Genomic DNA, 21695 nt, shown 5'->3' on the forward strand with positions numbered 1-21695 from the left:
GGCAGCAGCGGCTCGACGTAGGTCGCGTCGGCGAACTCCGGGTCGGTCATGATCGTCGCCGGGTTCGAGTTGACCAGGACGATCTCGTAGCCCTCCTCGCGCAGGACCTTGCACGCCTGCACGCCGGAGTAGTCGAACTCGGCCGCCTGGCCGATGACGATCGGGCCGGAGCCGAGGATGAGGATCTTGTGGATGTCGTTGCGACGTGGCAAATCAGGCGCTCCGGACGGCGTCGAGGAAGCGGTCGAACTGGTAGAGCGCGTCGTTGGGGCCCGGGCCGGCCTCGGGGTGGTACTGGACCGTCGCGCTGTCGACCTCGAGCAGCTCGAGGCCCTCGACCGTGCGGTCGTAGAGGTTGACGTGCGTCAGGGCGGCCTCGCCGAAGTCGGTGCTCCACCGCACGGGCTCGTCGGCCTCGACGCGCCCGGTCCCGTCGGGCGCCATGACCGCGAAGCCGTGGTTCTGCGACGTGATCTCGATCTTGCCCGTCCGCAGGTCCTTGACGGGGTGGTTGCCGCCGCGGTGGCCGAAGGGCAGCTTGTAGGTCTGCAGGCCGACGGCCTGGCAGAGCAGCTGGTGGCCGAGGCAGATCCCCCAGACCGGGCGCTTGCCGATCAGGTCGCGGACCGTGTCGACGACGTAGCGCAGCGCGGCGGGGTCGCCGGGGCCGTTGGCGAGGAAGAACGCGTCGGCGTCGGTGGCCAGCAGCTCCTCGCTGGTGACCGTGCACGGGTGCAGCGTCACCTGCGCGCCGCGCGCGACGAGGTGGCGGACGATCGAGCCCTTGATGCCGGTGTCGATGGCGTGGATCCTGGTCGCGCCGCTCGCCTGCCCCACCGTGTGGGCCTGCTTGGGCGTGACGAGCCGCGCGAGGTCCTGGCCGACCATCGACGGCTCGGCGGCGACGAGGTCGCGCGCCGCGGCGACGGAGACCTCGCCGCCGAACACGCCGCCGCGCATCGCGCCGGCGTCGCGGATGTGGCGGACGAGCGCGCGGGTGTCGACGCCGCTGATCGCCGGGATGCCGCAGTCGGTCAGCCAGTCCAGCCAGCCGCGCTCGGCGCCGGGCGAGTCCTCGCGGTTGACCGCCTCGCGCATGATCGCGGCGCGGGCCCACACGCCGTCGGACTCCATCGCCGCCTGCGAGACGCCGTAGTTGCCGACGTGCGGGTAGGTGAAGGTGATGAGCTGGCCGGCGAAGGACGGGTCGGTGAAGGACTCCTGGTAACCCGACATGCCGGTGGTGAAGACGACCTCGCCGACGGCGTGGCCGGCGGCACCACACGCATCACCCTCGAAGACCGTGCCGTCCTCCAGGAGGACGTAGGCCGATGACTTGCTCACAGGATCACCTTCTGGACGGCTTTGAACTCGGGGGTGCCCGCGCGCTCGCACAGCTCGAGCAGCACGGCCTCGACGGTGGTCAGCACCGCCCCGGCACGGTCGAGGCGGTGCAGCCCGACCTCGCGGTCGTTGGCGTGCCGGGAGCCGACCGCGTCGGTGACGACCTGGACCGCGACGCCCTGGTCGAGGAGGTCCAGCGCGGTCTGCGCGACGCAGACGTGGGCCTCGATGCCGCAGATCAGGACCTGGTCGCGGCCGGCGAGGTCGAAGCCCTCGGCGCGCACCGCGCTGAAGACCGACTTCTCGACGCGCGCGGCGTCCTCGGGCAGCCCGACCTCGGGCGCCGTGCGCTGCAGGCCCTTGGGGTACTGCTCGGTCGCGACGACCGGAACGCCGAGGATCCCGGCGCCCTTGACCAGGCGGCCGCACTGGCGTGCGACGTCGGCGAACGTGTCGTAGGACCGGAAGCCGTCCTGGACGTCGACGACCACCAGCGCGGCACGGTCGCGCGCGATCAGCCGGCCGCTCACGAGACGACCTCGAAGTGCCGGGCCCGGAACGCAACGGTGCCGGCGGCGACGGTGAGCAGGACCTTGCCGCGCAGCGTCTGGCCGTCGAAGCAGCAGTTGGCCGAGCGCGATTCGTAGCCGCCGTCGCCGACGGTCCACGCGCGATCGAGGTCGACGAGCGTCAGGTTGGCCGGCTCGCCGGTGGCGATGCTCGGCGTGGGCAGGTCGAACAGCGCGGCGCCGTCGCTGAGGCGCGCGACCACGAGCGCCAGCGGCAGGTCGCCGCTCAGGACCAGGTTGGTGTAGATGGCCGCGAACGAGGTCTCCAGCCCGGTGGTGCCCATCGGCGCCTGCTCGAACGGGACCTCCTTCTCGTCACGCGCGTGCGGGGCGTGGTCGGTGGCGATGCAGTCGATCACGCCGGACTTCAGGCCCTCGATGAGCGCCTGGCGGTCGGCCTCCTCGCGCAGCGGCGGGTTCATCTTCATCCGCGTGTCGAGCGTGCGGACGGCCTCATGCGTGAGGCAGAGGTGGTGCGGCGAGGCCTCGCAGCTGATCCGCACGCCGCGCGCTTTGGCGTCGGCGACGGCCTGGACCGACTCGTGCGCGCTCAGGTGCTGGATGTGGATCCGGCCGCTCTCCCAGCCCGCGATCATCGCGTCGCGCGCGACCATCGTGGACTCGCTGATCGACGGGATCCCGGTGACGCCGAGCTGGGCGCTGACCTCGCCCTCGTGCATCGCGCCCTTGCCGCTCAGCGACGGGTCCTCCTCGTGCAGCGCGATGACGCCGCCGCACAGCCGCTGGTACTGCAGGGCCTTGCGCAGCATGCCGGCGCTCACGACCGGGCGGCCGTCGTCGGTGAAGCCCGCGGCGCCCTCCTCGCGCAGCTCGGCCATCTCGGTCAGCTCCGTGCCGTTGAGGCCACGCGTGATGGCGGGCATGAAGCCGACGGGGACGCGCGCGTCCGTGGCCGCCGTGTCGCGCAGCGAGCGCAGCAGCGGTGCGGAGTCGACCACCGGGTCGGTGTTCGGCATCGCCAGCACGGCGCAGAACCCGCCGGCCGCGGCGGCGCGCGTCCCGGTCTCGAGGTCCTCCTTGTGCTCCTGGCCCGGCACGCGCAGGTGCACGTGGGGGTCGACGAACGCCGGGAACACGTGGCGGCCGCCGGCCTCGAAGATCTCAGTGACCTCCGAAGCCAGCAGCGTGCCGGCCGGGCCGATCTCGGCGATCTCGCCGCCGCGGACGAGCACGTCGTAGCGGCCGTCGATCCCGCTGCGGGGGTCGAGCACGTGCGCCTCGCGGATGAGCAGGTCGGCCTGCGTCGCCGGCGCGTGGACGAGCAGTGGGGCGGCCATCAGGCGGGGACTCCTTGAAGGGGGTGCGTGGCGGTCGGCGACGTGGCCAGGACCTCGAAGAGGACGGCCATCCGGACGACGACGCCGGCGGCGACCTGCGCGGTGATCACGGCCTGGGGCGAATCGACGACCTCGGCGCTCAGCTCGACGCCACGGTTCACGGGGCCGGGGTGCATCAGCACCTGCCTGGGGCCCAGCCGGCGGCCGTTGATCTGGTACCAGTGGGCGTACTCGCGGATCGACGGCACCCAGCTCTCGTCCATGCGCTCGTTCTGCATCCGCAGCGCGTAGACGACGTCGGCCTCGGCCAGGCCGTCGAGCGTGTAGCGGACCTCGCAGCCGAGCGCCTCGATGCCGCGCGGGATGAGCGTCGGCGGGCCGGCCAGCGTGACCTTCGCGCCCATCTTCTGGAAGGCGAGGATGTTGGAGCGCGCGACGCGGCTGTGCAGCACGTCGCCGACGATCCAGATGTTCAGGCCGTCCACCCCGCCCAGGCGCTGGCGCAGCGTGTGGACGTCGAGCAGCGCCTGCGTCGGGTGCTCGTGCTTGCCGTCGCCGGCGTTGATGATGGCCGCCGGCGTCCAGCGCGAGACGAGCTCGGCGGCGCCCGCCCACGGCGTGCGGATCACGATGGCGTCGGGCTTGTGGGCGCCGAGGGTCAACACGGTGTCCTTGAGCGACTCGCCCTTCTCGACGCTCGAGCCGCTGGCGCTGAAGTTCACGACGTCGGCGCTGAGCCGCTTGGCCGCCAGCTCGAAGGACGAGCGGGTGCGCGTCGAGGCCTCGTAGAACAGGTTCAGGACGGTCCGGCCGCGGAGCGCGGGGACCTTCTTGATCTCGCGGTCGGCGACCTCGGCGAACGAGGCCGCGCGATCGCAGATGCGCTCGATCGAGGCACGATCGAGGTCCTCGATGGAGAGCAGATGCTTCATGGCAATGGCCTCGACAGTGCGGCCCGGTCCAGGTCCTCGACGGAGATGAGGTGTCTCACGCGGTGACCTCCGAGTGCGCGGCGATGCGGACCTCGTCGACCCCGTCGAGCTCCACGACGTGGACGTTGACGCGCTCGGCGCGCGAGGTCGGCAGGTTCTTCCCGACGTAGTCGGGGCGGATCGGCAGCTCGCGGTGGCCGCGATCGGCCAGCACGGCGAGCTGCACCTTGGCGGGGCGGCCGTAGGCGAACAGCGCCTCGATCGCGCTGCGCACCGTGCGCCCGGTGAAGAGCACGTCGTCGACGAGGACGACGGTCAGGCCGTCCAGCGGGAACGCGACGTGCGAGGCGTGGACGGTCGGCTGCTCCGCCCGGCGTCCGACGTCGTCGCGGTAGAACGCGATGTCGAGGTCGCCGATCGGCACCTCGCGCTCGAGCAGGTCGCCGAGCAGGGCGTGGATGCGGCGGGCGAGGATCGCGCCGCGGCGGTGGATCCCCACGATGGCGAGGGAGTTGGCCCCACCCGCTCCGTCGTTGCGCTCCACGATCTCGTGGGCGATGCGCACGAGGGTGCGACGCATGTCGTCCTCGTCGAGGACGACCTTCTCATGGTCCATCGATGCTGCCGCCTTCCTGGCCTCACGGGACCGGGTTAAAGGAGGTGGTCAGCCTTCAACGTAGCAGCGGAGCGCGGACGGAACCTCGCCGCCGCATGCCGACTGGCGTAGGGTCGGCCGGTGACCGATAGGCCTGCATCCGAGGACCGCAAGCTCAAGGCCCGGCATCGCGCCATGTGGGCCTCGGGGGACTTCCCGAGGATCGCCGCGGAGACCATCGGTGACGTCGGGCCGGCGCTCGTCACGGCCGCCGGCGTGCAGGCCGGCCAGCGCGTGCTCGACGTGGCCGCCGGCTCCGGCGCCGCCTCGATCCCCGCGGCGCTGACCGGCGCGTCGGTCGTCGCTTCGGACCTGACGCCGGAGCTCTTCGAGGCGGGGCGCGCGGCCGCGACGGCCGCGGGCGTCGAGCTGGAGTGGGTCGAGGCCGACGCGGAGGCGCTGCCGTTCGCCGGCGCGTCGTTCGACGTCGTGCTGTCGTCCTTCGGCGCGATGTTCGCCCCGCGCCACCAGGTCGTCGCCGACGAGCTGCTGCGCGTCCTGCGCCCCGGCGGCACGATCGCGATGACCAACTGGACGCCGCAGGGCACGCTCGGCCAGTTCTTCCAGATGATGGCGCCGTACATGCCACCGCCCGCTCCGGGGAGCCTCCCGCCGTCCGCGTGGGGCGCGCCCGAGCACGTGCGGGAGCTGCTCGGCGACAGGGTGACCGACCTGCGGCTCGAGGAGCGCGTCCAGCCGGTCGAGCGCTTCGCCGAGCCGAGCGACCTGGTGTCCTACTACCGCGAGAACTTCGGCCCGACGCTCGTCGCGTACGCGCGGACCGCCGACGACCCGGAGCGGCGCGCGGCGCTGGAGGCCGACTTCCTCGCGCACGCCGAGCGCACGAACCTCGGCGAGCCGGGTGGCCACGCCCGGTGGGCGTTTCAGTACCTGCTGGTGGTGGGCCGCCGAGCCTGAGCGCGGTGTCCCGTCTAGGGTGCCCGTGGTTCGCCGACGGCGTCGACGACACCGCCGTGGCGCGGCTGCGCGCGGCGGGCGCGATCGTGGTCGGGCGCACCAACGTGCCCGCGTTCGGCCACACGGCGTTCACCACCAACAAGGTCTTCGGGACCACGCTCAGCCCCTGGAACGCCGAGCGCTCGCCGGGCGGCTCGAGCGGCGGGTCGGCCGCGGCGCTGGCCGCGGGCATGGTGCCGCTGGCGACCACGAGCGACGGCGGCGGGTCGGTTGCGCGGGCCCGCGTCGCTGAGCGGGCTAGTGGGCTACAAGCCGACCAACGGCGCGATCGGGCGCAACGTGATCCCGCGCTGGATGGACTTCTCCACGGCGTGCCGTTCGGGATGCAGCTCGTGGCGCCGCGGCGCCGCGACGGCCTCGCCCTCGGCCTGACCGCGGCGATCGAACGCGAGCGCCCGTGGCCGCTGACGGCGCCGGGCTTCACGCCGTTCGCGCCGTAGGCGTCAGGCGCCGGGAGCGGGCGCGACGGACATCGGGCGGCTCGGGTCCCAGCGGTGCAGCTCGGGCGGGCCCTTCTCGGGGAAGGGCACGTCGATGAGGTCGAAGTCGCGCGGGACCTCGGTGTTGGGGAAGATCGCGCGGGCCTCGTCGCGGATCTCGCGACCCATGTAGCGCGTGGAGAGGTGCGTGAGCGCGAGCAGCTCGACGCCGGCCTCGAGCGCGAGCTCGGCGGCCTGCGCGGCGGTCGAGTGGCCGGTCTCCATCGCGCGCTCGCGCTCCTCGGAGGTGAACGTCGCCTCGTGGACGAGGACGTCGGCGCCGTCGGCGGTGACCCGGACCATGTCGCAGGGCCGGGTGTCCCCGGAGAAGACGATCCTGCGTCCACGACGAGGCTCCCCCACGACCTGCTCCGGCGTCACGCCGTTGACGGTCTCGCCCCGCTGGAGGCGACCGAAGTCCGGCCCGAACGGCACGCCGAGACGCTTCGCCGACTCGGCGTCGAACCGGCCGGGACGGTCGTCCTCGATCAGGGCGTACCCGTACGACTCGCCTCGGTGGCGCACGCGCATGGCTTGGATCTCGTAGCCGTCGAACTCGACGATGGCATCGGGTTCCAGGTCCACGACGGCAAGCCGGTACTTGAGACGGCCGAACACGGTGCGGCGCATGACCTCCATCAGCTCCTGCGTGCCCGGCGGCCCGTACACCGTCATCGGCGTCGTGCGATCGCGCAGCTCGAAGGACTTCAGCATGCCGGGCAGCCCGAGCCAGTGATCCAGATGCAGATGGGTCAGGAAGACCTCGGTGATCTCCGGCAGGCCGACGGAGCGCACGAGCTGGCGCTGCGTGCCCTCGCCGCAGTCGATCAGCACCTTGTCGGAGCCGAGGCGGACCAGCGTCGCGGGCAGGCCGCGGCGGGCGGTGGGCACGGATCCCGCGGTGCCGGCGAAGAAGATCGAGAGGTCCATCAGGGGCGCTTGCAGCGTATCGGCGTCGCTGGTGGGTCGCGCGGGAGCGTTCGCCCGGTGAAGCGTTCCCGCGTGGCCCACTAGGGTCCGGCCCATGCTCAAGGACTTCCGCCAGTTCCTGCTCCGGGGCGGCCTGATCGATCTCGCGATCGCGGTCGTCGTCGGCACGGCGTTCACCGCGGTCGTCGCCGCGCTGGTCAAGGACCTCGTCACGCCGCTCATCGCCGCCATCGGCGGCCAGCCCGACTTCGGCGCGCTCGACTTCACGATCAACGGCAGCCGCTTCGCCTACGGCGACTTCCTCAACGCGATGGTCAGCTTCGTGATCGTCGCCGCGGTCCTGTTCTTCTTCGTGGTCAAGCCGGTCAACGCGCTGCTGGACCGGATGCGCACCGAGCCACCGGTGCAGGAGCACACCCGCGAGTGCCCCGCGTGCCTGAGCCAGATCCCGCGGGCCGCGCGCCCGTGCGCGTTCTGCACCGAGGAGATCGGCGTGGCCGCCGAACCCGCGGTAGGCTCCATGGCACCCCAGCGCCCGTAGCTCAGTGGATAGAGCGCTCGCCTCCGGAGCGAGAGGTCGCAGGTTCGAATCCTGCCGGGCGCGCTGGACTTTCGGCCTCCTCCGGGAGGCCGTTTTCGTGGCTGGTGGCCAATGGTGCCCATTCGGCGCCGTCGACGTCCCGTTTCAGGACAGCAGAGTGCGGTGCGGAATGGACATCGTTGAGCGTGAAGACCGGCATGCCGGGGAACCGTGGGTGCGGGCATCGCAAGATGCCGTGTGTGCAGGCAAGTTCTACCCCAAGTCACGACTGCTACTTGAGATACACTCGTGATGCGATGACAGCAGTGATGACAGGGGGTGACGAGATCACGATGCGGCCCGCCGAAGAACAGGCGAACGGCCTTCTGCGCTCCTCGGCCTGGCACCGCGCCGACGACGGCCGCGGCTTCGTGATCCCCGTCGACCCGTTCCGCATCGCGGAGCGCCTTGGGACTCAGGTGCTCGGCGCCAGGCTTGAGCGCGAAGTCTCCGGGATGCTGGTAAAGGAGCCCGCGCAGGATCCTGTCATCTACGTCAATGCGACCGACAGCCTCGTCCGCCAGCGCTTCTCGTGCGCGCACGAACTCGGCCACTTCATCCTGCGAGCGACGAGCCGTTCGGACGACAGCTACGGTTACATCGACCGGCGTGGACACTCGGCCTCTCACGGCACCAACCCGGCGGAGATCTACGCGAACCAGTTCGCGGCGGAGTTGTTGATGCCGCAGGAGAACGTGCGGATGCTCGCGCCGAGCATGACGGACGCCGCCCTGGCGGTCGAGTTCAACGTGTCCGTCGGCGCCATGAAGTACCGCCTCGAGAACCTCGGCATCCGGCGTTGACGGCGGAGGCCGATGACGAGGGACTGCCGCTCACGGCTGGTCCCGAGCGCGCCGTCTCCGAGGACGAGGCGCGCGCCGCCGCCGACGCCGAGCAGGCCGACCCTGGTGCACTCGTCCGGATGGCCGAGGCGGCGCCGATCACGAACCGCTACACCAACATCGATCAGACGGCGATCGAGGTCACCGAGGACCGGGTGGAACTCGTCCTGCGCGACGCCGTTGTCGAGTTGCGCAAGGCGCGAGACTGGATGGGTCCGGCCGGTCTGTTTCTGGGCCTGCTGCTGAGCCTCGTCACCGCCGACTTCAACGCCGTTCTTGGCTTCAGCGCGGAGGCCGTGAAGGGCATGGACGTGCTCGCCACGTTCATCACCGGCGCGTGGACCGCACGGACGGGCTGGGTCGCGTACTCGCTGCGGTCGACCGACGACACGATCAAGCGGACGATCGAGCGCCTGAAGCACGGCCGGCCCTCGTAGGGCCGCAACGGGCGGCAGCGTCTTGCTGGCGCCCACACCGGCCGACGCGGTAGGTCACAGCCGCTGCACGTTCGCGGTGTCTCATCCGTACGAGGTGATGCCGCGGCTCGTCGAACCGCAGAAGATCGCGTCGTGGCCAGCGATGCGGTCGGGCAGGTCCTCTCATTCGGCGTGGGTGTCTCGCTGAGCCCGGTGCCGATCATCGGCGTAGTCCTGATGCTCGGGACGCCACGGGCGCGGGCCAACGGGCCGGCGTTCATCGCGGGCTGGGTGCTGGGGCTGGCCGCCGTCGGCACGATCGTGCTGCTCGCCGCAAGCGGGCGGACGCCAGCCAGGACAGCGCGCCCGCCGACTGGGTCAGCTGGCTCAGGCTCGCGCATCACCCGTATCGGGTGATGCTCCTTCACGCAGCCGCGCGAGACGCTCGAGCAGCCCGGCGCCGTGCCAATCGACCGACAGAGGTCAACATGAGCAGCACCGATACTTCGACCGAAGTCCCGGAGGTGGGGACCATCGACATGAAGCTCGAGGTCGTGACGTTGCCCGTCTCCGATGTCGATCGGGCAAAACGCTTCTACCACAGCCTCGGATGGCGGCTGGACGCCGACTTCGACTTCGGCGACGACGTCCGGGCGGTCCAGCTGACGCCCCCTCGCTCGCCGTGCTCGATCGCCTTCGGGAAGGGCATTACGACCTCCGAGCCTGGGTCCGCTCAGCGCATGGAGCTGGCCGTCTCCGACATCGACGCGGCGCGTGAGGACCTCATCAGCCGCGGCGTCGACGTCAGCGAGGTCTTCCACCGCGACGGGGCGCGCCTCGTTCCGGGCCCGGACCCGCAGCGTCGCTCCTACCTCTCCTATCTCTCGTTCAGCGATCCAGATGGCAACGGGTGGCTGCTCCAGGAGATCACGACGCGGCTTCCGGGCCGGGAATGGGACGACTGACGATGGACGTCGCTTCCCGAGCCCAGCTCCTGCACGAGACGGCCGAGCATCACGGCTCGTTGAGGCGGTCGCCCCATCGCACGACTGGTGGGACTGGTATGCGGCGTACATGGACGCTCGCGAGCGCGGGAGCACCCCCGAGGATGCCGCCGCGGCCGCCGGGCAGTACATGGCGGACGTCAAGCACGTCGCCGTATCACCCGCTTGAGCTCGCCATGAGCACCACCGACGCCAGCTCTTCCCGTGGTGCCCGGGGTTCCGGCGCGTGGACGCACGCGGGCGGCGACGCTGGATAGCGATGTCCTCCACGCAGCCCGTCCACAGCCCGCTCTCGGCGCTCGACCGCGCGTCCGTCTGGCTCAACTCCGCGCCGCTGACGGCGGACGCGCTGCGCGGGCGCGTCGTCCTCGTCGACTTCTGGACGTACTCGTGCGTCAACTGGTTGCGCACCCTCCCGTACGTCACGGCGTGGCATGAGCGGTACGGCGACCACGGGCTCGTCGTCGTCGGCGCGCACGCGCCCGAGTTCGGGTTCGAGCACGACCTCGACAACGTGCAACGCGCTGCGCGCGAGCTGGGCGTCGACCACCCGGTCGTCATCGACAACGACTTCGCGATCTGGCGGTCGTTCGAGAACAACTACTGGCCGGCCGTCTACCTCGTCGATCGCGACGGGCGAGTCCGCTTCCACCACTTCGGCGAGGGCGCCTACGAGGAGACCGAGCGAGCGATCCAGCGGCTGCTGAGCGTCGACGAGGAGACCGTCCGGGTCGACACCGGCGGGCTCGCCGAGGCCGCCGACCGGGACACGCTGAGGTCACCGGAGACCTACCTGGGCTACGCCCGCGGTGAACGCCGCAGCGACCGGAGCGCCGACGAGCTCGCGCTCAACCAGTGGGCGCTCGCCGGCAACTGGTCGCTGGGCGAGGAGGCCGCCGTGCTCGAAGCGGCCGGTGGTTCGATCACGTACCGCTTCCAGGCGCGCGACCTCAACCTCGTCCTCGCGCCGCCGGGCTCCGGTGCGCCGGTCCGCTTCGCCGTGAAGCTCGACGGTCGGCCGCCCGGCGACGGCCACGGCCTGGACGTCGACGAGTCGGGCGAGGGCGCCGTCGCGGAGCCGCGGATGTACCAGCTCGTCCGCCAGCGAGCGGTCGACGCTCAGCGCACCTTCGAGGTCACGTTCCTCGACCCGGGAGTGCGCGCCTACGTCCTCACCTTCGGCTAGGTTCGAATCCTGCCGGGCGCGCTGCACACCGGTGGACGTGGACGCCGCCGCCCCGCCCGCGTTGAGGTCCAAGGCGCTTGAGCAGCGGCGGATCGGGTGACACACTCGATCAAGATGTCCGCCGCCGACGATCCCCTCACCCGCCTCGCCCAGGAGCTCGAGCGCCTCTCCCAGGCGCACCTGAAGCTCGGTGAGGCCACCGCGCTGCTGATCCCGCAGGCGCAGCCGGAGGAGCGGCGCATCCTCGGGGAGGCCGCCGCGGCCTCCCGCGCCGCCGCCCGCACCGCCGCGGCGGCTAGCGCGCAGGCGATGAGCACCACTCTGCGCGACTGACGCGCGGTCTCAGCCGTCGCCGTGCTCGTGCACCGAGCCCGCGTCCGCCGTCGCGCGCCCCGGTGCCTGCCAGCGGTCGCTCGGCCCCGGCCCCGGATGCCCCTCGACGCGGATGCGCGCCGCCGCCTGCGTCGGCCGGTGCGGCGGCGGACCGTCGCCGACGATCCCCAACCCCTCCGCCATCGTGAAGAACGCCCGCGCGAACGGCGACTCCGCCGTGCGGGTACGGACGTCCTCCCAGTCGACCTGCTCGCGCACCGCGCGAGCGATCGCGAGGATCCCGCGGTAGTCGCACGCGTGCTCGTCGAAGGCGTGCAGCTTCATGACCATGACGTCGTCGAGATGGACGACGGGAAGGTCGAGCGCCGCGACCGCGACGATCTGCGCCCGCTCGAGCACCGCGCCGACGTCCGGGATCCCGCGCGGGCCGAAGATGAGGTCGACGAGCGTCTCGCTGCCGTCCTCGGCGCGGTCCCAGGCCTTCAGCAGCCAGCCCTCCGGCGGCCGCTCGGGCCGCATCCCGCGCTCGACCAGCGCTTCGAGCGCGCGCTCGGCGTCGCCGGGCCGCACGAGGAAGTCGAGGTCGTTGCGGCTCTGCGGCGCGCCGCGCGCCCAGCACGCCACGCTGCCGGCCAGCGCGAACGGCAGCCCCGCGTCGCGCAGGGCGGCGGCGGCGGTCTTCAGGCTGCTCTCGATCTCCTCGAACGTGGAGCGGGCTTCCCCCATGTCGCTCATCTACCCGCGCGGGCGTTCCGGGCATCGCACATCGGGTAGACGAGCGCTGTGAGCCTGACCAGCCCCAACGGCCATGCCGGTGGCCGCCCGGCCGCGCCGCCGCTGCGCATCGCCGCCGCCGGCGACATGCACTGCCAGCCCTCGCGGGCAGCGGAGGCCCGCGCGGCGTTCGCCGGGCTCGACGGGCAGATCGACCTCCTGCTGCTCGCCGGCGACCTGACGACGCACGGCCAGCCCGAGCAGGCGCGGGTGCTCGCCGACGCCTGCCGCGACCTCGACGTCCCCATCTTCGGCGTCTGGGGCAACCACGACTGGCACGCCGACCAGATCGAGGAGATGCGGCCGATCCTCGTGGACGCCGGGATCACGATGCTCGAGCGCGACACGGCAACCGTCTGCATCGGGCCGACCGAGATCGGCATCGTCGGTCTCAAGGGGTTCGTCGGCGGCTTCCCCGGCTCGCACCTGCCGGACTTCGGCGAGCCGCTGCTGCGCCGGATCTACGCCGAGACGACCCGCGACGTCGAGGCGCTCGACGAGGGCCTGAAGGCCGTCGCCCACTGCCCGGTGCGGATCGTGTTGTTGCACTACTCGCCCTCGACCCAGACGCTGCGCGGCGAGCCCGAGACGATCTGGACGATGCTCGGCAACGACCGGCTCGCCGCGCCGATCGCCCAGCACGAGCCCGACATGGTGCTCCACGGCCACGCGCACGTCGGCGCGTTCGAGGGCCACATCGGCGATGTGCCGGTCTACAACGTCTCGGTCCCCGTGCTCGGCAAGGACTTCTGGATCTTCGAGCTCAGCGGGCTGGAGCGCGCGACGGCGCCGCTGCACTGACGGATGCCGCCCGCGGCCTTCGCGCCCGCGACGGCGCGGCTGCATTGACCATCGGGCGCGCGGCCGCTCGATCGCCGCGCGCACGGCGTCCGTATCTCTCTGCAACCCACCCCCGAGTTGCCAGGAGAACCACCATGCAGCGCAAGCTCCTCGTCGCCGGCGTCGCCGCCACCGCGCTCGCCGTGCCCGTCGCCACGTCGTCGCCGGCCGCCCCGCCGGCGCCGGCCACGGCTGCGCAGTCGGCGACGATCCCCGAGGTCGCGCAGTCGGCCGGGCAGTTCAAGACCCTGCTGAAGCTCGTGAAGTCCGCCGGCCTGGCCTCCACGTTGAGCCAGGGCAGCTACACGGTCTTCGCGCCCACCGACGCCGCGTTCGCCAAGGTCCCCAAGAAGACGCTCACCGCGCTGGGCAAGGACAAGGCCATGCTGAAGTCGGTCCTGCTCTACCACGTGCTCGACGGCCGCGTTCCGGCCAGCAGCGTGGTCAGGCTCACCTCCGCGAAGACGCTCAACGGCGCGCCGGTGAAGATCCGCGTCAGGGGCGGGAAGGTGTACCTCAACGGATCGACGCGCGTGACCCGCACCGACGTCCAGGCGTCCAACGGGATCATCCACGTCATCAACAAGGTGCTGATGCCGCCGAGCTGACCGACGGCTGCTCGCGCCTTCAGGCGCGGCACAGCGTCTGAAGGATCTCCAGCGCGCGCTCCGGGTCGCGCCGCATGATCGAGAACGCGGCCCGGGCGTGCTCGACGTCGTCGAGCGTCGCCTGGGCCCGTTCCACGCAATAGCGCCCGATCCACCGCACCGCGGCGCGCTCGTAGCGCTCGGGCTCGCGATCGCGCAGCAGGACGCACACGTGCAGCGCGTCGTCGAGCCGGATCGCCGGCAGTTCGGCCGCGGCCGCCCGGATGATCGTGAGGTTGCCCGTCGTGAGGGCCCGCTGAAAGCGGCTGTAGGCGGATCCGGCGTCTGACACGAACGCATGTTCGCACGTTGGCCGGCACCACGAGTGTTTCCTCCGCCCCGTCCGCGACCTCAGCCGAACGGCAGCTCCTGGACCAGCGTGAGCACCTCGGCGAACAGGTCGCCCTGGTCGACGACGCGCGCCAGCACGCCGTCCATGTCGACCATGAGGCGGTCGGGATCCTCGTCCTCCAGCGCCTCGCGGACCTCGTCCCAGGTCAGCGGCATCGACACCGTCGGCCGCTCCTTGGCCCGCGGCGAGTACACGCAGACCGTCGTCTTGTTGACGTCGTTCTGGCTCCAGTCGACCAGTACCTTGCCGGTGCGACGGGCCTTGGTCTGGCGCGACACGACGAGGTCGGGCGCCTCGGCCTCCAGCAGCTCGGCGACCGCCTTGGCGAAGCCCTTGGTCTGCTCGTAGGTGGTGGTGGTGGGCGTGTTGAGGGGGACGTAGACCTGCAGGCCCTTGGAGCCCGAGACCTTCGGGAACGAGCGCAGGCCCAAGTGCGTGAACATGCCCTCCAGCACGGTCGCCACGCGCAGGCACTCCAGCAGGCCCGCGGGCGGCCCCGGGTCGAGGTCGAACGCGATCATCGTCGGCCCCGTCAGGCCGCGGCCGTCCTCGCGCACGCGGTGCATCGGGGTGTGCAGCTCGAGGTCGGCGAGGTTGCCCAGCCACGCGAGCGTCGCGACGTCCTGGGCCAGCACGTAGTTGATGACCTTGCCCTTCTCCAGCGTGACCGGCGCCGTCTGGACCCATTCGGGCCGGTGCTTGGGCGCCTGCTTCTCGTAGAAGTACTTCTCGGTCGAGCCGTTGGGATAGCGCTTGAGCGTCAGCGGCCGATGGTCGAGGTGCGGCAGCAGCGCCGGCGCGATCTCGACCAGGTAGCGGATCAGGTCGCCCTTGGTGTGGCCCGAGGGCCACAGCGGCTTGTCGAGGTTGGTGAGCCGCAGCTCGCGGCCGCCGACCTCGGCGCGGACCACGGATGCGGACCCGCCCACCCGCTCCTCGCGGACCACCACGCCCGCGGGCTTGTCGTCGCGCAGCCCCTTGTAGGACGGCGCGCGCAGCACGCCGTCGCGCGTCCATTCCACGAACTCGACCTCGCACACCAGGCGCGGCTGCACCCACACGGCCTCGCGCGGGATCTTCACGCCGGGCGGCACGACGTCGAACGGCGAGGTCTTGCGCTCCAGCGGCGCCAGCAGCAACGCGAGGCGCTCGAGCTCGTCGTCGGTGAAGCCGGTGCCGACGCGGCCGGCGAAGCGCAGCCGGCCGGCGACGCCGTCCTCGGTCTCGTGCACGCCGACGAGCAGCGCGCCGACGCGCTCGCGCCGGCGCCCCTCCCCCGGCAGCCAGCCACCGATGACCAGCTCCTGGCGGTTGGTGTTCTTGATCTTGATCCAGTGCCCGGTGCGCCGTCCGGGCTCGTAGGGCGAGTCCAGGCGCTTGGCGACGATGCCCTCCAGCCCCTGCTCGCGCGTCGCCGCGAGCAGCTCGGCGCCGCCGCCGACGACGTGGTCGGGGACCTGCCACCGCTCACCGTCGGCGAGCACTTCCCGCAGCAGCGCGCGCCGCTCCGCGTAGGGCCGGTCCATGAGCGAGCGCCCGTCCAACCACACCAGGTCGAACGCGACGTAGGTGACCGGCGCCTCCTTGGCCAAGCGCTTGACCTGCCCTTCGCGCGTGAGATGCATGCGGCCCTGGAGCGCGCCGAACGACGGCCGGCCCGCGGCGTCGAACGCGACGACCTCGCCGTCGAGGATCGCGCGGTGCATGCTCAGCGCGCGGTTGAGGCGCGACAACTCGGGATAGCGCGGCGTGACGTCGTTGCCGTTGCGCGTGACGAGGCGCATCCTGCCCGGCTCGCTGAAGCACACCGCGCGCACGCCGTCCCACTTGATCTCGTAGGCCCACCCGTCGTCGATGGCCGGCAGCGTGCCGGCGCGCGCGAGCATCGGCACGAGCTGCTGGGGCATCGGCTCGTGGCCGAGGATCCACCCGCCCGCCTCGGCCGGCGGATCCATCCGGTGGATCATCCAGTCCTTGGGATCCGGCCCGGTGTGGAAGAGCGCGTAGCGTCCCTGGACACGCTCGCCATGGAGCTCGACCTCGACCTTCTCGGGCTCCCACTTGAGCACGTCGTAGGTGCCCTGGTCCCAGATGGTCATCGTCCCGGCGCCATAGTTGCCCTTGGGGATCTCACCGTGGAACTCGAGGTACTCGAGCGGGTGGTCCTCGGTGTGGACGGCCTTGCGGTTGTCCTTGGAGGCCCACGGCAGGCCGTTGGGAATCGCCCACGAGGCGAGCGCGCCGTCGTGCTCCAGGCGCAGGTCCCAGTGCAGGCGCGTCGCGCTGTGCTCCTGGATGACGAAGCGGTTGCCGCTGGCCGCGCCGCCGGCGTCGGGCGCGCCCGCGGGCTCCGGCGTGTCGCCGAAGTCGCGCTTGGCGTTGTAGTCCTCCAGTGGCGCGCGCTTGGCCATCGGGGGCCCTACTCGCCGGCGACCCGCAGCACCGTCGCGCGCAGCTCGTCGATCGGCGCGTCCTTCTCGACGTACGCCGCGGCGCCCGCGCGCCGGCCCTCGCCGTACTCGCGCGGGTGGCCGCTGAGGACCACGACCTGCACGCCCGGGGCCGCGCCGCGCAGCTCGCCGACCACGTCGCGGTCGACGTCCAGGAGATCGAGCAGGACGACGTCGGGGTGCGTCTGGCCGGCGACGGCGATCGCGCCGTCGACGTCTGGCGCCTCGCCGACGATCTCGATGTCTTCGTCGCCCTCCAGCTCCGCGCGCAGCAGCGCCCGGAAGGCGGAGGAGTCGTCGCAATGCAGCACGCGGACCATGCGAGCCGGACACTACTCCGCCGCCCACGGTTCTCCTGCACGGAAGGTCCGGATCTTCTCCGTTGTAGCTTTCCTCCAATGGCGAGCCCCGTCGACCTCCGCGTGCTCCTGCAGGAGCACGTCGACGAGCTGGCCGACGCCGTGCTCGAGCGCGTCCGCGCCGGCGAAGGCCCGCACGGGGCGCCCGACGCGGCGACGCTGCGCAACCTGCGCCTGGGCGCGCGCGCCGCGGTCGACTGCTTCCTCGCACGGCTGGCCGGCGAGCGCACCGCGGCCGAGGTCGACCTCTTCGTCGCCCACGGGCGCGCGCAGCAGGCCGCGGGGCGCACGCTGACCGAGCTGCTCTCGTTCTACCGGCTGGGCGGGCTGGCGATGTGGGAGCGCTCGACAGCGCTGCTGCCGCCCTCGACGCAGCTTCCGGCGCACGAGACGTTCGCGTTCGGCAGCGCGGTGCTGGAGCTCGTCGACGAGCTGTCGGTCGCCGCGGCGGAGGGGTTCACCGCCGGGGAGGCCGAGGCGCGCCGGCGCTCGCGCGCGCTGCGCGAGCGGCTGGTGTCGCTGCTGCTCAGCGACCGGCCGGCGGCGCCCGAGGCGCTGGCTTTGGCGGCACGCGCCGCCGGCTGGACGCTGCCGGCGCGCGTGCGGGTGGCGGTGGGCGCGCTGCCCGCCGACCCGCTGCCGACCGGCGCCGGGCCGGGGCCGGCGCGCGTGCTGGCGGCCACGGTGTCCGACGGGCGCGAGGCGCTCGTCGTCGCCGACGGCGAGGAGGCCGAGCAGTGGCTGGGCCGCGCCGCCACCGCGCTGGGGCTCGAGGCGCCGCTGGCCATCGGCCCGGCCGTCGCGCCGGCCGACTCCGCCCGCAGCGCCGCGCGGGCCATCGCGCTGCTGGACCACGTCGGCGCCGGCGCGGTGGGCGCCGCGGGCGACGTCGTGCGCTGCGACGACCACGAGATCGCGCTGCTGCTCGGCGCGGCGCCCGACCTGGCCCGCGAGGTCGCGGGCCGCCGGCTCGCGCCGCTGTCGGCGCTCGACGACGCCGCGCGCGAACGGATGGTCGCCACGCTGGCCGCGTGGCTGGCCGATCCCGGCCGCCCGCAGGCGATGGCCGACCGCCTCGGCCTGCACGTCCAGACGATCCGGTACCGCCTCAAGGCGCTCCGCGAGCTCCTCGGCGACGCCCTCGACGATCCCGACGAGCGCTTCGAGTTGTCACTGGCGTTGCGCGTGCAGTCGCCCGCGCCGCCGCCGGCGTCCTAGATCTGCGCGCCGCCCACCGGGTCCGCCGGGCGCCGCACGGTTCGACAACTGTCGAACTACTGCTACGGTGGTGGTTCGTCAGTCATCGAACGATGCGCCTCACGCCCTCGCCGCCACCGACGTCCTCCCTCTCATGACCGCTCTCCCCCGCGCTCCCTTCCTCCTCGCCCGGCGGCTGCCGCCGACCGCCGCGTTCTGGATGCTCACCGTCACGCTCGCGTTCCTGTTCTTCGCGTCGAGCGCGCCGTCGCCGCTGTACGTCGTCTATCAGTCGGCGTGGCACTTCTCGGCGCTGACGCTCACCAGCGTCTTCGCCGTCTACGTCCTCGCGCTGATGACCGCGCTCGTGCTCGCCGGCTCGCTGTCTGACCGCGTCGGTCGCCGCCCCGTGCTGGTCGCCGCGCTGCTCACGCAGGCGGCCGGCATGGTGCTCTTCGCCCTCGCCCACGACGTCACGCTGCTGTTCGCCGCGCGGATCGTCCAGGGCCTGGCGACCGGCGTCGCCACCGGGGCGATCAGCGCCGCGCTGATCGACCTGCAGCCGGGCCACCGCCCGACGCTGGGCTCGCTGCTGAGCAGCACCGCCCCACCGCTCGGCCTGGCCGCCGGCGCGCTCGGCTCCGGGCTGCTCGTGCAGTACGCGCCGGACCCGATGCGGCTCATCTACTGGTTGCTGGTCGCCGTCTTCGTCGTCGCGGTCGCCGGGGTCCTGGCGATGCCCGAGACCGTCGCCGCCCGCGGCGGCTGGGCGAGCATGCTGCGCCCGCGGATCGGCGTCCCGCAGGCGGCGCGCGGGACGTTCGTCGCCGTCGCGCCGGTGCTGCTGGCGACCTGGGCGCTGGGCGGGCTGTACCTCTCGCTCGGCCCGTCGCTGGCCGCGTCGCTGCTGCACAGCTCCAGCCACGTCACCGGTGGGCTGGTCATCGTCGCGCTGACGGCGACCGGCGCCTTCGCATCCCTGGCGGTGCGCGGCCACCGTCCCGAGCACACGATGATCGCCGGCGCGACGCTGCTGGCCGTCGGCGTCGGGCTCACGCTGATCGGGCTCAACCAGGGCTCGACGGCCCTGTTCTTCGCCGGCAGCGTCGTCGCCGGCGCCGGCTTCGGGCCCAGCTTCGCCGGGGCCTTCAAGACCGTCATCCAGCTCGCGCCCGCCGCCGAGCGCGCCGGCCTCATCGCCGCGGTCTACGTCCTGGCCTACCTCGGCTTCAGCCTCCCGGCGATCGCCGCCGGCGTCGCCGTCGCCCACCAGGGCCTGCTGCACACGACCAACGTGTACGGGATCGCCGTGATGGCGCTTGCGGCGTGGGCGACGGGCGTGTCGGTGGTGCGCCAGCGGCGTGGCGGGTTCGCGGCGGGAGCGGAGCGGGCCGCGGCGTAGGCGGCGCCGGCGCTGGCTGGCGCTCCGTGCGGGCGTCCGTCGTGCTGCGGCGCGCGGTCTGCGATCACTGACGAGTGCGTGAGCAGTGCCCGGGCGCTGGCCTGTCCTCCGCGAGGCGCCCATGGTGTCCGGGCGCGCGAGCGGCACCTGGACGTTGCATCTCAACGTCCAGGTGCCGTTCACCCGCCGCGGACGGAGACCGCTGGCGAGTAAGGGTCGCAGAACGACCCCCAGGTCGCCATCCATCGCGCCCGCGGAGGACGCGACGCGGCGGCGCCCCCGGGCACGCACTCGTCATCGCCCCCGAGCCACGCACGGAGTACGACGGCGGCCGCGCGGAGCGCCACCCAGCGCCCGCGCCCGGACCGACCCTCAGCCTCCCGCCACCGCCGGCAGGATCTGGACCTCGCCGCCGTCCTTGACGGGCGTCTGGAGGCCGTCGCCGAAGCGGACGTCCTCGCCGTCGACGTACACGTTGACGAAGCGGCGCAGGCCGCCGTCGCCGTCGGAGAGGCTGTCGCGCAGCTCGGGGTGCTCGGCGTACAGCGCCTCGAGGACCGCGCCGACGGTCTCGCCCTCGACGGGGACCGTCGACTGGCCGCCGGCCGCGGCGCGCAGCTGCGTCGGGAGCTTGATCGTCACCGGCATCAGGCGCGAGCGGGGTGGGTGGGCCGAATTACCTGGTCCTCGAACGCGGAGAACTTCGGCTCGATCGTGTGCGACTCGAACGTGCCGCGGACCGCGTCGAGGGTCTTCAGGCCCTCGCCGGTGATCACCAGCACGACGGTCTCGTCGGGATCGATGTCGCCGCGCGCGGCGAGCTTGGCCAGCGTCGCGGTCGTCACGCCGCCGGCGGTCTCGGTGAAGATGCCGGTCGTCTCGGCCAGCAGGCGGATGCCGGCCTTGATCTCGTCGTCGGTGACGCTGTCGATCGAGCCGCCGGTGCGGTTGGCCAGCTCGACGGCGTACGGGCCGTCGGCCGGGTTGCCGATGGCCAGCGACTTGGCGATCGTGTCGGGCTTGACCGGGCGGCACACGTCGGTGCCCTCGGCGAACGCGGTCGCGACCGGCGAGCAGCCGAGCGCCTGGGCGCCGTTCATCGTCGGGGTGTCGCCCTCGATGAGGCCGAGCTCACGCCACTCGTCGAAGCCCTTGGCGATCTTGGTGTACAACGATCCCGAGGCGATCGGCGAGACGATCCGGTCTGGCGTGCGGAACCCGAGCTGCTCGGCGATCTCGTAGGACAGGGTCTTGGAGCCCTCGGCGTAGTAGGGCCGCATGTTGACGTTCACGAACGCCCAGCTCTCCTGCTCGCCGCTGACCTCGGTGCAGAGGCGGTTGACCTCGTCGTAGTTGCCGTTGACCTTTACGAGGTTCGTGCCATAGACGCCGGTCGCGAGGATCTTCTGCTCCTCGAGGTCGGCGGGGATGAACACGTAGGACGGCATCCCGAGCGCGGCCGCCGCGGCGGCGACGGCGTTGGCGAGGTTGCCGGTCGAGGCGCAGGCCAGCGTGTCGAAGCCGAGCTCGCGGGCGCGGGCGGCGGCGACGGAGACCACGCGGTCCTTGAAGGAGTGCGTCGGGTTGTGCGCGTCGTTCTTGACCCACACGTCCTTGAGGCCGAGGCGCTCCGCGAGCCGGTCGGCGCGCACGAGCGGCGTGCAGCCGGCCGGCAGGCCGACGCGGGACAGGTTGCGCGCGCTCGGACCGGGCTGGCCATCGACCAGCGGCAGGAAGTCGACGTAGCGCCAGATGTTCTGCGGGCCCGACTGGATGCGACGGCGCAGCGACGCGACGTCGGTCTCCAGGGTGGAGTGGTCGTACTTGACCTCGAGCGGACCGAAGCAGCGGGTGCAGACGTACTGCGCGGTGAGCTCGTACTCGCTTGCGCACTCGCGGCAGGCCAGATGTGTGACAGCCATGTTGGTGAAACTCCTCGTTCTTCGCCGGGGATGCCTCGTGTGACGAAGAAGGGGCTCTCACGCCACACGTCTCCAGGAATTGGCACCTTCCCGCTTGCGCGGGGGTTGCCGGGGTTTCATCGGGCCAGTCCCTCCACCCCTCTGGACGTGTACAGCTATGTGGTCGGAACGATAGCAAGCGACCTTGAGCCTGCAACCCGGCGTAT

The 21695-nt window shown here is 72.2% G+C and carries 26 protein-coding genes, 1 tRNA gene and 1 riboswitch; of the genes, 14 read left to right on the forward strand and 13 right to left on the reverse strand.

Translation table 11 applies throughout. The features are described 5' to 3' along the window. The 6 genes from VK501_RS26315 to pyrR all read right to left on the reverse strand — a co-directional run. Positions 1–212 (reverse strand): hypothetical protein (locus VK501_RS26315; RefSeq protein WP_324342884.1); only part of this gene is annotated, 212 nt, incomplete at its 3' end. A 1-nt stretch (position 213) separates the two neighbouring features. Further along, positions 214–1344, reverse strand: coding sequence for a glutamine-hydrolyzing carbamoyl-phosphate synthase small subunit (gene carA, locus VK501_RS26320; protein WP_324342886.1), 1131 nt, complete (start codon positions 1342–1344; stop codon positions 214–216). Beyond that, positions 1341–1874: an isochorismatase family protein gene (locus VK501_RS26325; protein WP_324342888.1), complete on the reverse strand. Its 534-nt coding sequence runs from the start codon at positions 1872–1874 to the stop codon at positions 1341–1343. Before VK501_RS26325 ends, carA begins: the two co-directional genes overlap by 4 nt. After that, on the reverse strand, positions 1871–3211 hold the full coding sequence (locus VK501_RS26330; protein ID WP_324342890.1) for a dihydroorotase: 1341 nt from the start codon (positions 3209–3211) through the stop codon (positions 1871–1873). The genes VK501_RS26325 and VK501_RS26330 overlap by 4 nt, the downstream gene beginning before the upstream one ends. Next, entirely contained in the window at positions 3211–4143 is a 933-nt protein-coding gene (locus tag VK501_RS26335) for an aspartate carbamoyltransferase catalytic subunit (RefSeq protein WP_324342892.1), read from the reverse strand. Before VK501_RS26335 ends, VK501_RS26330 begins: the two co-directional genes overlap by 1 nt. Before the next feature lie 55 nt (positions 4144–4198). Beyond that, positions 4199–4759, reverse strand: a complete 561-nt coding sequence (pyrR, locus tag VK501_RS26340) for a bifunctional pyr operon transcriptional regulator/uracil phosphoribosyltransferase PyrR (protein ID WP_324342894.1) — start codon at positions 4757–4759, stop codon at positions 4199–4201. Between the two features lie 120 nt (positions 4760–4879). On the opposite strand from pyrR, the gene VK501_RS26345 reads away from it, so the two are divergent. Then, positions 4880–5716, forward strand: a complete 837-nt coding sequence (locus VK501_RS26345) for a class I SAM-dependent methyltransferase (protein ID WP_324342896.1) — start codon at positions 4880–4882, stop codon at positions 5714–5716. A gap of 5 nt (positions 5717–5721) precedes the next feature. Further along, positions 5722–6216: an amidase family protein gene (locus VK501_RS29005; protein WP_324342898.1), complete on the forward strand. Its 495-nt coding sequence runs from the start codon at positions 5722–5724 to the stop codon at positions 6214–6216. 3 nt (positions 6217–6219) lie between these two features. On the opposite strand, the gene rnz is transcribed toward VK501_RS29005, so the two are convergent. Then, positions 6220–7185 (reverse strand): ribonuclease Z, encoded by a 966-nt coding sequence (rnz, locus tag VK501_RS26355; RefSeq protein WP_324342900.1) that lies wholly within the window; start codon positions 7183–7185, stop codon positions 6220–6222. 94 nt (positions 7186–7279) lie between these two features. On the opposite strand from rnz, the gene mscL reads away from it, so the two are divergent. The 8 genes from mscL to VK501_RS26395 all read left to right on the forward strand — a co-directional run bounded on the left by mscL (position 7280) and on the right by VK501_RS26395 (position 11546). Beyond that, positions 7280–7726 carry a large conductance mechanosensitive channel protein MscL gene (gene mscL, locus VK501_RS26360; protein ID WP_324342902.1) on the forward strand — a complete coding sequence of 149 codons (447 nt, stop codon included), beginning with the start codon at positions 7280–7282 and terminating at the stop codon, positions 7724–7726. After that, positions 7717–7789, forward strand: a tRNA-Arg gene (locus VK501_RS26365). Before mscL ends, VK501_RS26365 begins: the two co-directional genes overlap by 10 nt. A gap of 233 nt (positions 7790–8022) precedes the next feature. Further along, the gene (locus tag VK501_RS26370) at positions 8023–8568 is read left to right on the forward strand and encodes an ImmA/IrrE family metallo-endopeptidase (RefSeq protein WP_324342904.1); all 546 of its coding nucleotides are present in this window, start codon (positions 8023–8025) and stop codon (positions 8566–8568) included. Beyond that, positions 8565–9044 carry a hypothetical protein gene (locus VK501_RS26375; RefSeq protein WP_324342906.1) on the forward strand — a complete coding sequence of 160 codons (480 nt, stop codon included), beginning with the start codon at positions 8565–8567 and terminating at the stop codon, positions 9042–9044. Before VK501_RS26370 ends, VK501_RS26375 begins: the two co-directional genes overlap by 4 nt. 132 nt (positions 9045–9176) lie before the next feature. Beyond that, positions 9177–9440 carry a GAP family protein gene (locus VK501_RS26380; RefSeq protein WP_324342908.1) on the forward strand — a complete coding sequence of 88 codons (264 nt, stop codon included), beginning with the start codon at positions 9177–9179 and terminating at the stop codon, positions 9438–9440. A 71-nt stretch (positions 9441–9511) separates the two neighbouring features. Continuing rightward, positions 9512–9988, forward strand: coding sequence for a VOC family protein (locus VK501_RS26385; protein ID WP_324342910.1), 477 nt, complete (start codon positions 9512–9514; stop codon positions 9986–9988). A 298-nt stretch (positions 9989–10286) separates the two neighbouring features. Continuing rightward, positions 10287–11213, forward strand: coding sequence for a redoxin family protein (locus VK501_RS26390; protein ID WP_324342912.1), 927 nt, complete (start codon positions 10287–10289; stop codon positions 11211–11213). A gap of 114 nt (positions 11214–11327) precedes the next feature. Beyond that, positions 11328–11546: a hypothetical protein gene (locus VK501_RS26395; RefSeq protein ID WP_324342914.1), complete on the forward strand. Its 219-nt coding sequence runs from the start codon at positions 11328–11330 to the stop codon at positions 11544–11546. 9 nt (positions 11547–11555) lie between these two features. On the opposite strand, the gene VK501_RS26400 is transcribed toward VK501_RS26395, so the two are convergent. After that, the gene (locus tag VK501_RS26400; RefSeq protein ID WP_324342916.1) at positions 11556–12272 is read right to left on the reverse strand and encodes a hypothetical protein; all 717 of its coding nucleotides are present in this window, start codon (positions 12270–12272) and stop codon (positions 11556–11558) included. A 57-nt stretch (positions 12273–12329) separates the two neighbouring features. On the opposite strand from VK501_RS26400, the gene VK501_RS26405 reads away from it, so the two are divergent. Beyond that, positions 12330–13121 carry a metallophosphoesterase family protein gene (locus VK501_RS26405; protein WP_324342918.1) on the forward strand — a complete coding sequence of 264 codons (792 nt, stop codon included), beginning with the start codon at positions 12330–12332 and terminating at the stop codon, positions 13119–13121. Between the two features lie 134 nt (positions 13122–13255). Beyond that, entirely contained in the window at positions 13256–13768 is a 513-nt protein-coding gene (locus VK501_RS26410) for a fasciclin domain-containing protein (RefSeq protein WP_324342920.1), read from the forward strand. A gap of 19 nt (positions 13769–13787) precedes the next feature. On the opposite strand, the gene VK501_RS26415 is transcribed toward VK501_RS26410, so the two are convergent. Genes VK501_RS26415 through VK501_RS26425 form a run of 3 tightly spaced genes read right to left on the reverse strand, consistent with a single transcriptional unit; the run spans position 13788 to position 16929 of the window. Then, on the reverse strand, positions 13788–14099 hold the full coding sequence (locus VK501_RS26415; RefSeq protein ID WP_324342922.1) for a hypothetical protein: 312 nt from the start codon (positions 14097–14099) through the stop codon (positions 13788–13790). Positions 14100–14158: 59 nt separating this feature from the next. Continuing rightward, positions 14159–16570: a DNA ligase D gene (gene ligD / locus VK501_RS26420; RefSeq protein ID WP_324342924.1), complete on the reverse strand. Its 2412-nt coding sequence runs from the start codon at positions 16568–16570 to the stop codon at positions 14159–14161. 8 nt (positions 16571–16578) lie between these two features. Then, on the reverse strand, positions 16579–16929 hold the full coding sequence (locus VK501_RS26425) for a response regulator (protein WP_324342926.1): 351 nt from the start codon (positions 16927–16929) through the stop codon (positions 16579–16581). Positions 16930–17007: 78 nt separating this feature from the next. On the opposite strand from VK501_RS26425, the gene VK501_RS26430 reads away from it, so the two are divergent. Further along, complete coding sequence (locus tag VK501_RS26430; protein ID WP_324342929.1) at positions 17008–18186, forward strand: helix-turn-helix domain-containing protein; 1179 nt, start codon at positions 17008–17010, stop codon at positions 18184–18186. A 133-nt stretch (positions 18187–18319) separates the two neighbouring features. Continuing rightward, a complete protein-coding gene (locus VK501_RS26435; RefSeq protein WP_324342931.1) occupies positions 18320–19567 on the forward strand; it encodes an MFS transporter in 1248 nt (415 codons plus the stop codon). Between the two features lie 372 nt (positions 19568–19939). Here the strand turns inward: VK501_RS26435 and VK501_RS26440 are convergent, their stop codons facing one another. Further along, positions 19940–20215 (reverse strand): ubiquitin-like small modifier protein 1, encoded by a 276-nt coding sequence (locus VK501_RS26440; RefSeq protein ID WP_324342933.1) that lies wholly within the window; start codon positions 20213–20215, stop codon positions 19940–19942. Further along, a complete protein-coding gene (thrC, locus tag VK501_RS26445; RefSeq protein WP_324342935.1) occupies positions 20215–21489 on the reverse strand; it encodes a threonine synthase in 1275 nt (424 codons plus the stop codon). Before thrC ends, VK501_RS26440 begins: the two co-directional genes overlap by 1 nt. 63 nt (positions 21490–21552) lie before the next feature. Further along, positions 21553–21641: riboswitch (SAM riboswitch) on the reverse strand. Between the last annotated feature and the right edge of the window lie 54 nt (positions 21642–21695).

It is taken from the genome of Baekduia sp. (assembly GCF_035318805.1).
Taxonomy (GTDB): Bacteria; Actinomycetota; Thermoleophilia; order Solirubrobacterales; family Solirubrobacteraceae; genus Baekduia.

Coding starts and splice junctions, on each gene's coding strand:
- VK501_RS26330 (WP_324342890.1), bottom strand. CDS start 3,211: ATGGCCGCCCCACTGCTCGTCCACGCGCCGGCGACGCAGGCCGACCTG.
- VK501_RS26335 (WP_324342892.1), bottom strand. CDS start 4,143: ATGAAGCATCTGCTCTCCATCGAGGACCTCGATCGTGCCTCGATCGAG.
- pyrR (WP_324342894.1), bottom strand. CDS start 4,759: ATGGACCATGAGAAGGTCGTCCTCGACGAGGACGACATGCGTCGCACC.
- rnz (WP_324342900.1), bottom strand. CDS start 7,185: ATGGACCTCTCGATCTTCTTCGCCGGCACCGCGGGATCCGTGCCCACC.
- mscL (WP_324342902.1), top strand. CDS start 7,280: ATGCTCAAGGACTTCCGCCAGTTCCTGCTCCGGGGCGGCCTGATCGAT.
- VK501_RS26370 (WP_324342904.1), top strand. CDS start 8,023: ATGACAGCAGTGATGACAGGGGGTGACGAGATCACGATGCGGCCCGCC.
- VK501_RS26385 (WP_324342910.1), top strand. CDS start 9,512: ATGAGCAGCACCGATACTTCGACCGAAGTCCCGGAGGTGGGGACCATC.
- VK501_RS26390 (WP_324342912.1), top strand. CDS start 10,287: ATGTCCTCCACGCAGCCCGTCCACAGCCCGCTCTCGGCGCTCGACCGC.
- VK501_RS26395 (WP_324342914.1), top strand. CDS start 11,328: ATGTCCGCCGCCGACGATCCCCTCACCCGCCTCGCCCAGGAGCTCGAG.
- VK501_RS26400 (WP_324342916.1), bottom strand. CDS start 12,272: ATGGGGGAAGCCCGCTCCACGTTCGAGGAGATCGAGAGCAGCCTGAAG.
- VK501_RS26410 (WP_324342920.1), top strand. CDS start 13,256: ATGCAGCGCAAGCTCCTCGTCGCCGGCGTCGCCGCCACCGCGCTCGCC.
- ligD (WP_324342924.1), bottom strand. CDS start 16,570: ATGGCCAAGCGCGCGCCACTGGAGGACTACAACGCCAAGCGCGACTTC.
- VK501_RS26425 (WP_324342926.1), bottom strand. CDS start 16,929: ATGGTCCGCGTGCTGCATTGCGACGACTCCTCCGCCTTCCGGGCGCTG.
- VK501_RS26430 (WP_324342929.1), top strand. CDS start 17,008: ATGGCGAGCCCCGTCGACCTCCGCGTGCTCCTGCAGGAGCACGTCGAC.
- VK501_RS26435 (WP_324342931.1), top strand. CDS start 18,320: ATGACCGCTCTCCCCCGCGCTCCCTTCCTCCTCGCCCGGCGGCTGCCG.
- VK501_RS26440 (WP_324342933.1), bottom strand. CDS start 20,215: ATGCCGGTGACGATCAAGCTCCCGACGCAGCTGCGCGCCGCGGCCGGC.
- thrC (WP_324342935.1), bottom strand. CDS start 21,489: ATGGCTGTCACACATCTGGCCTGCCGCGAGTGCGCAAGCGAGTACGAG.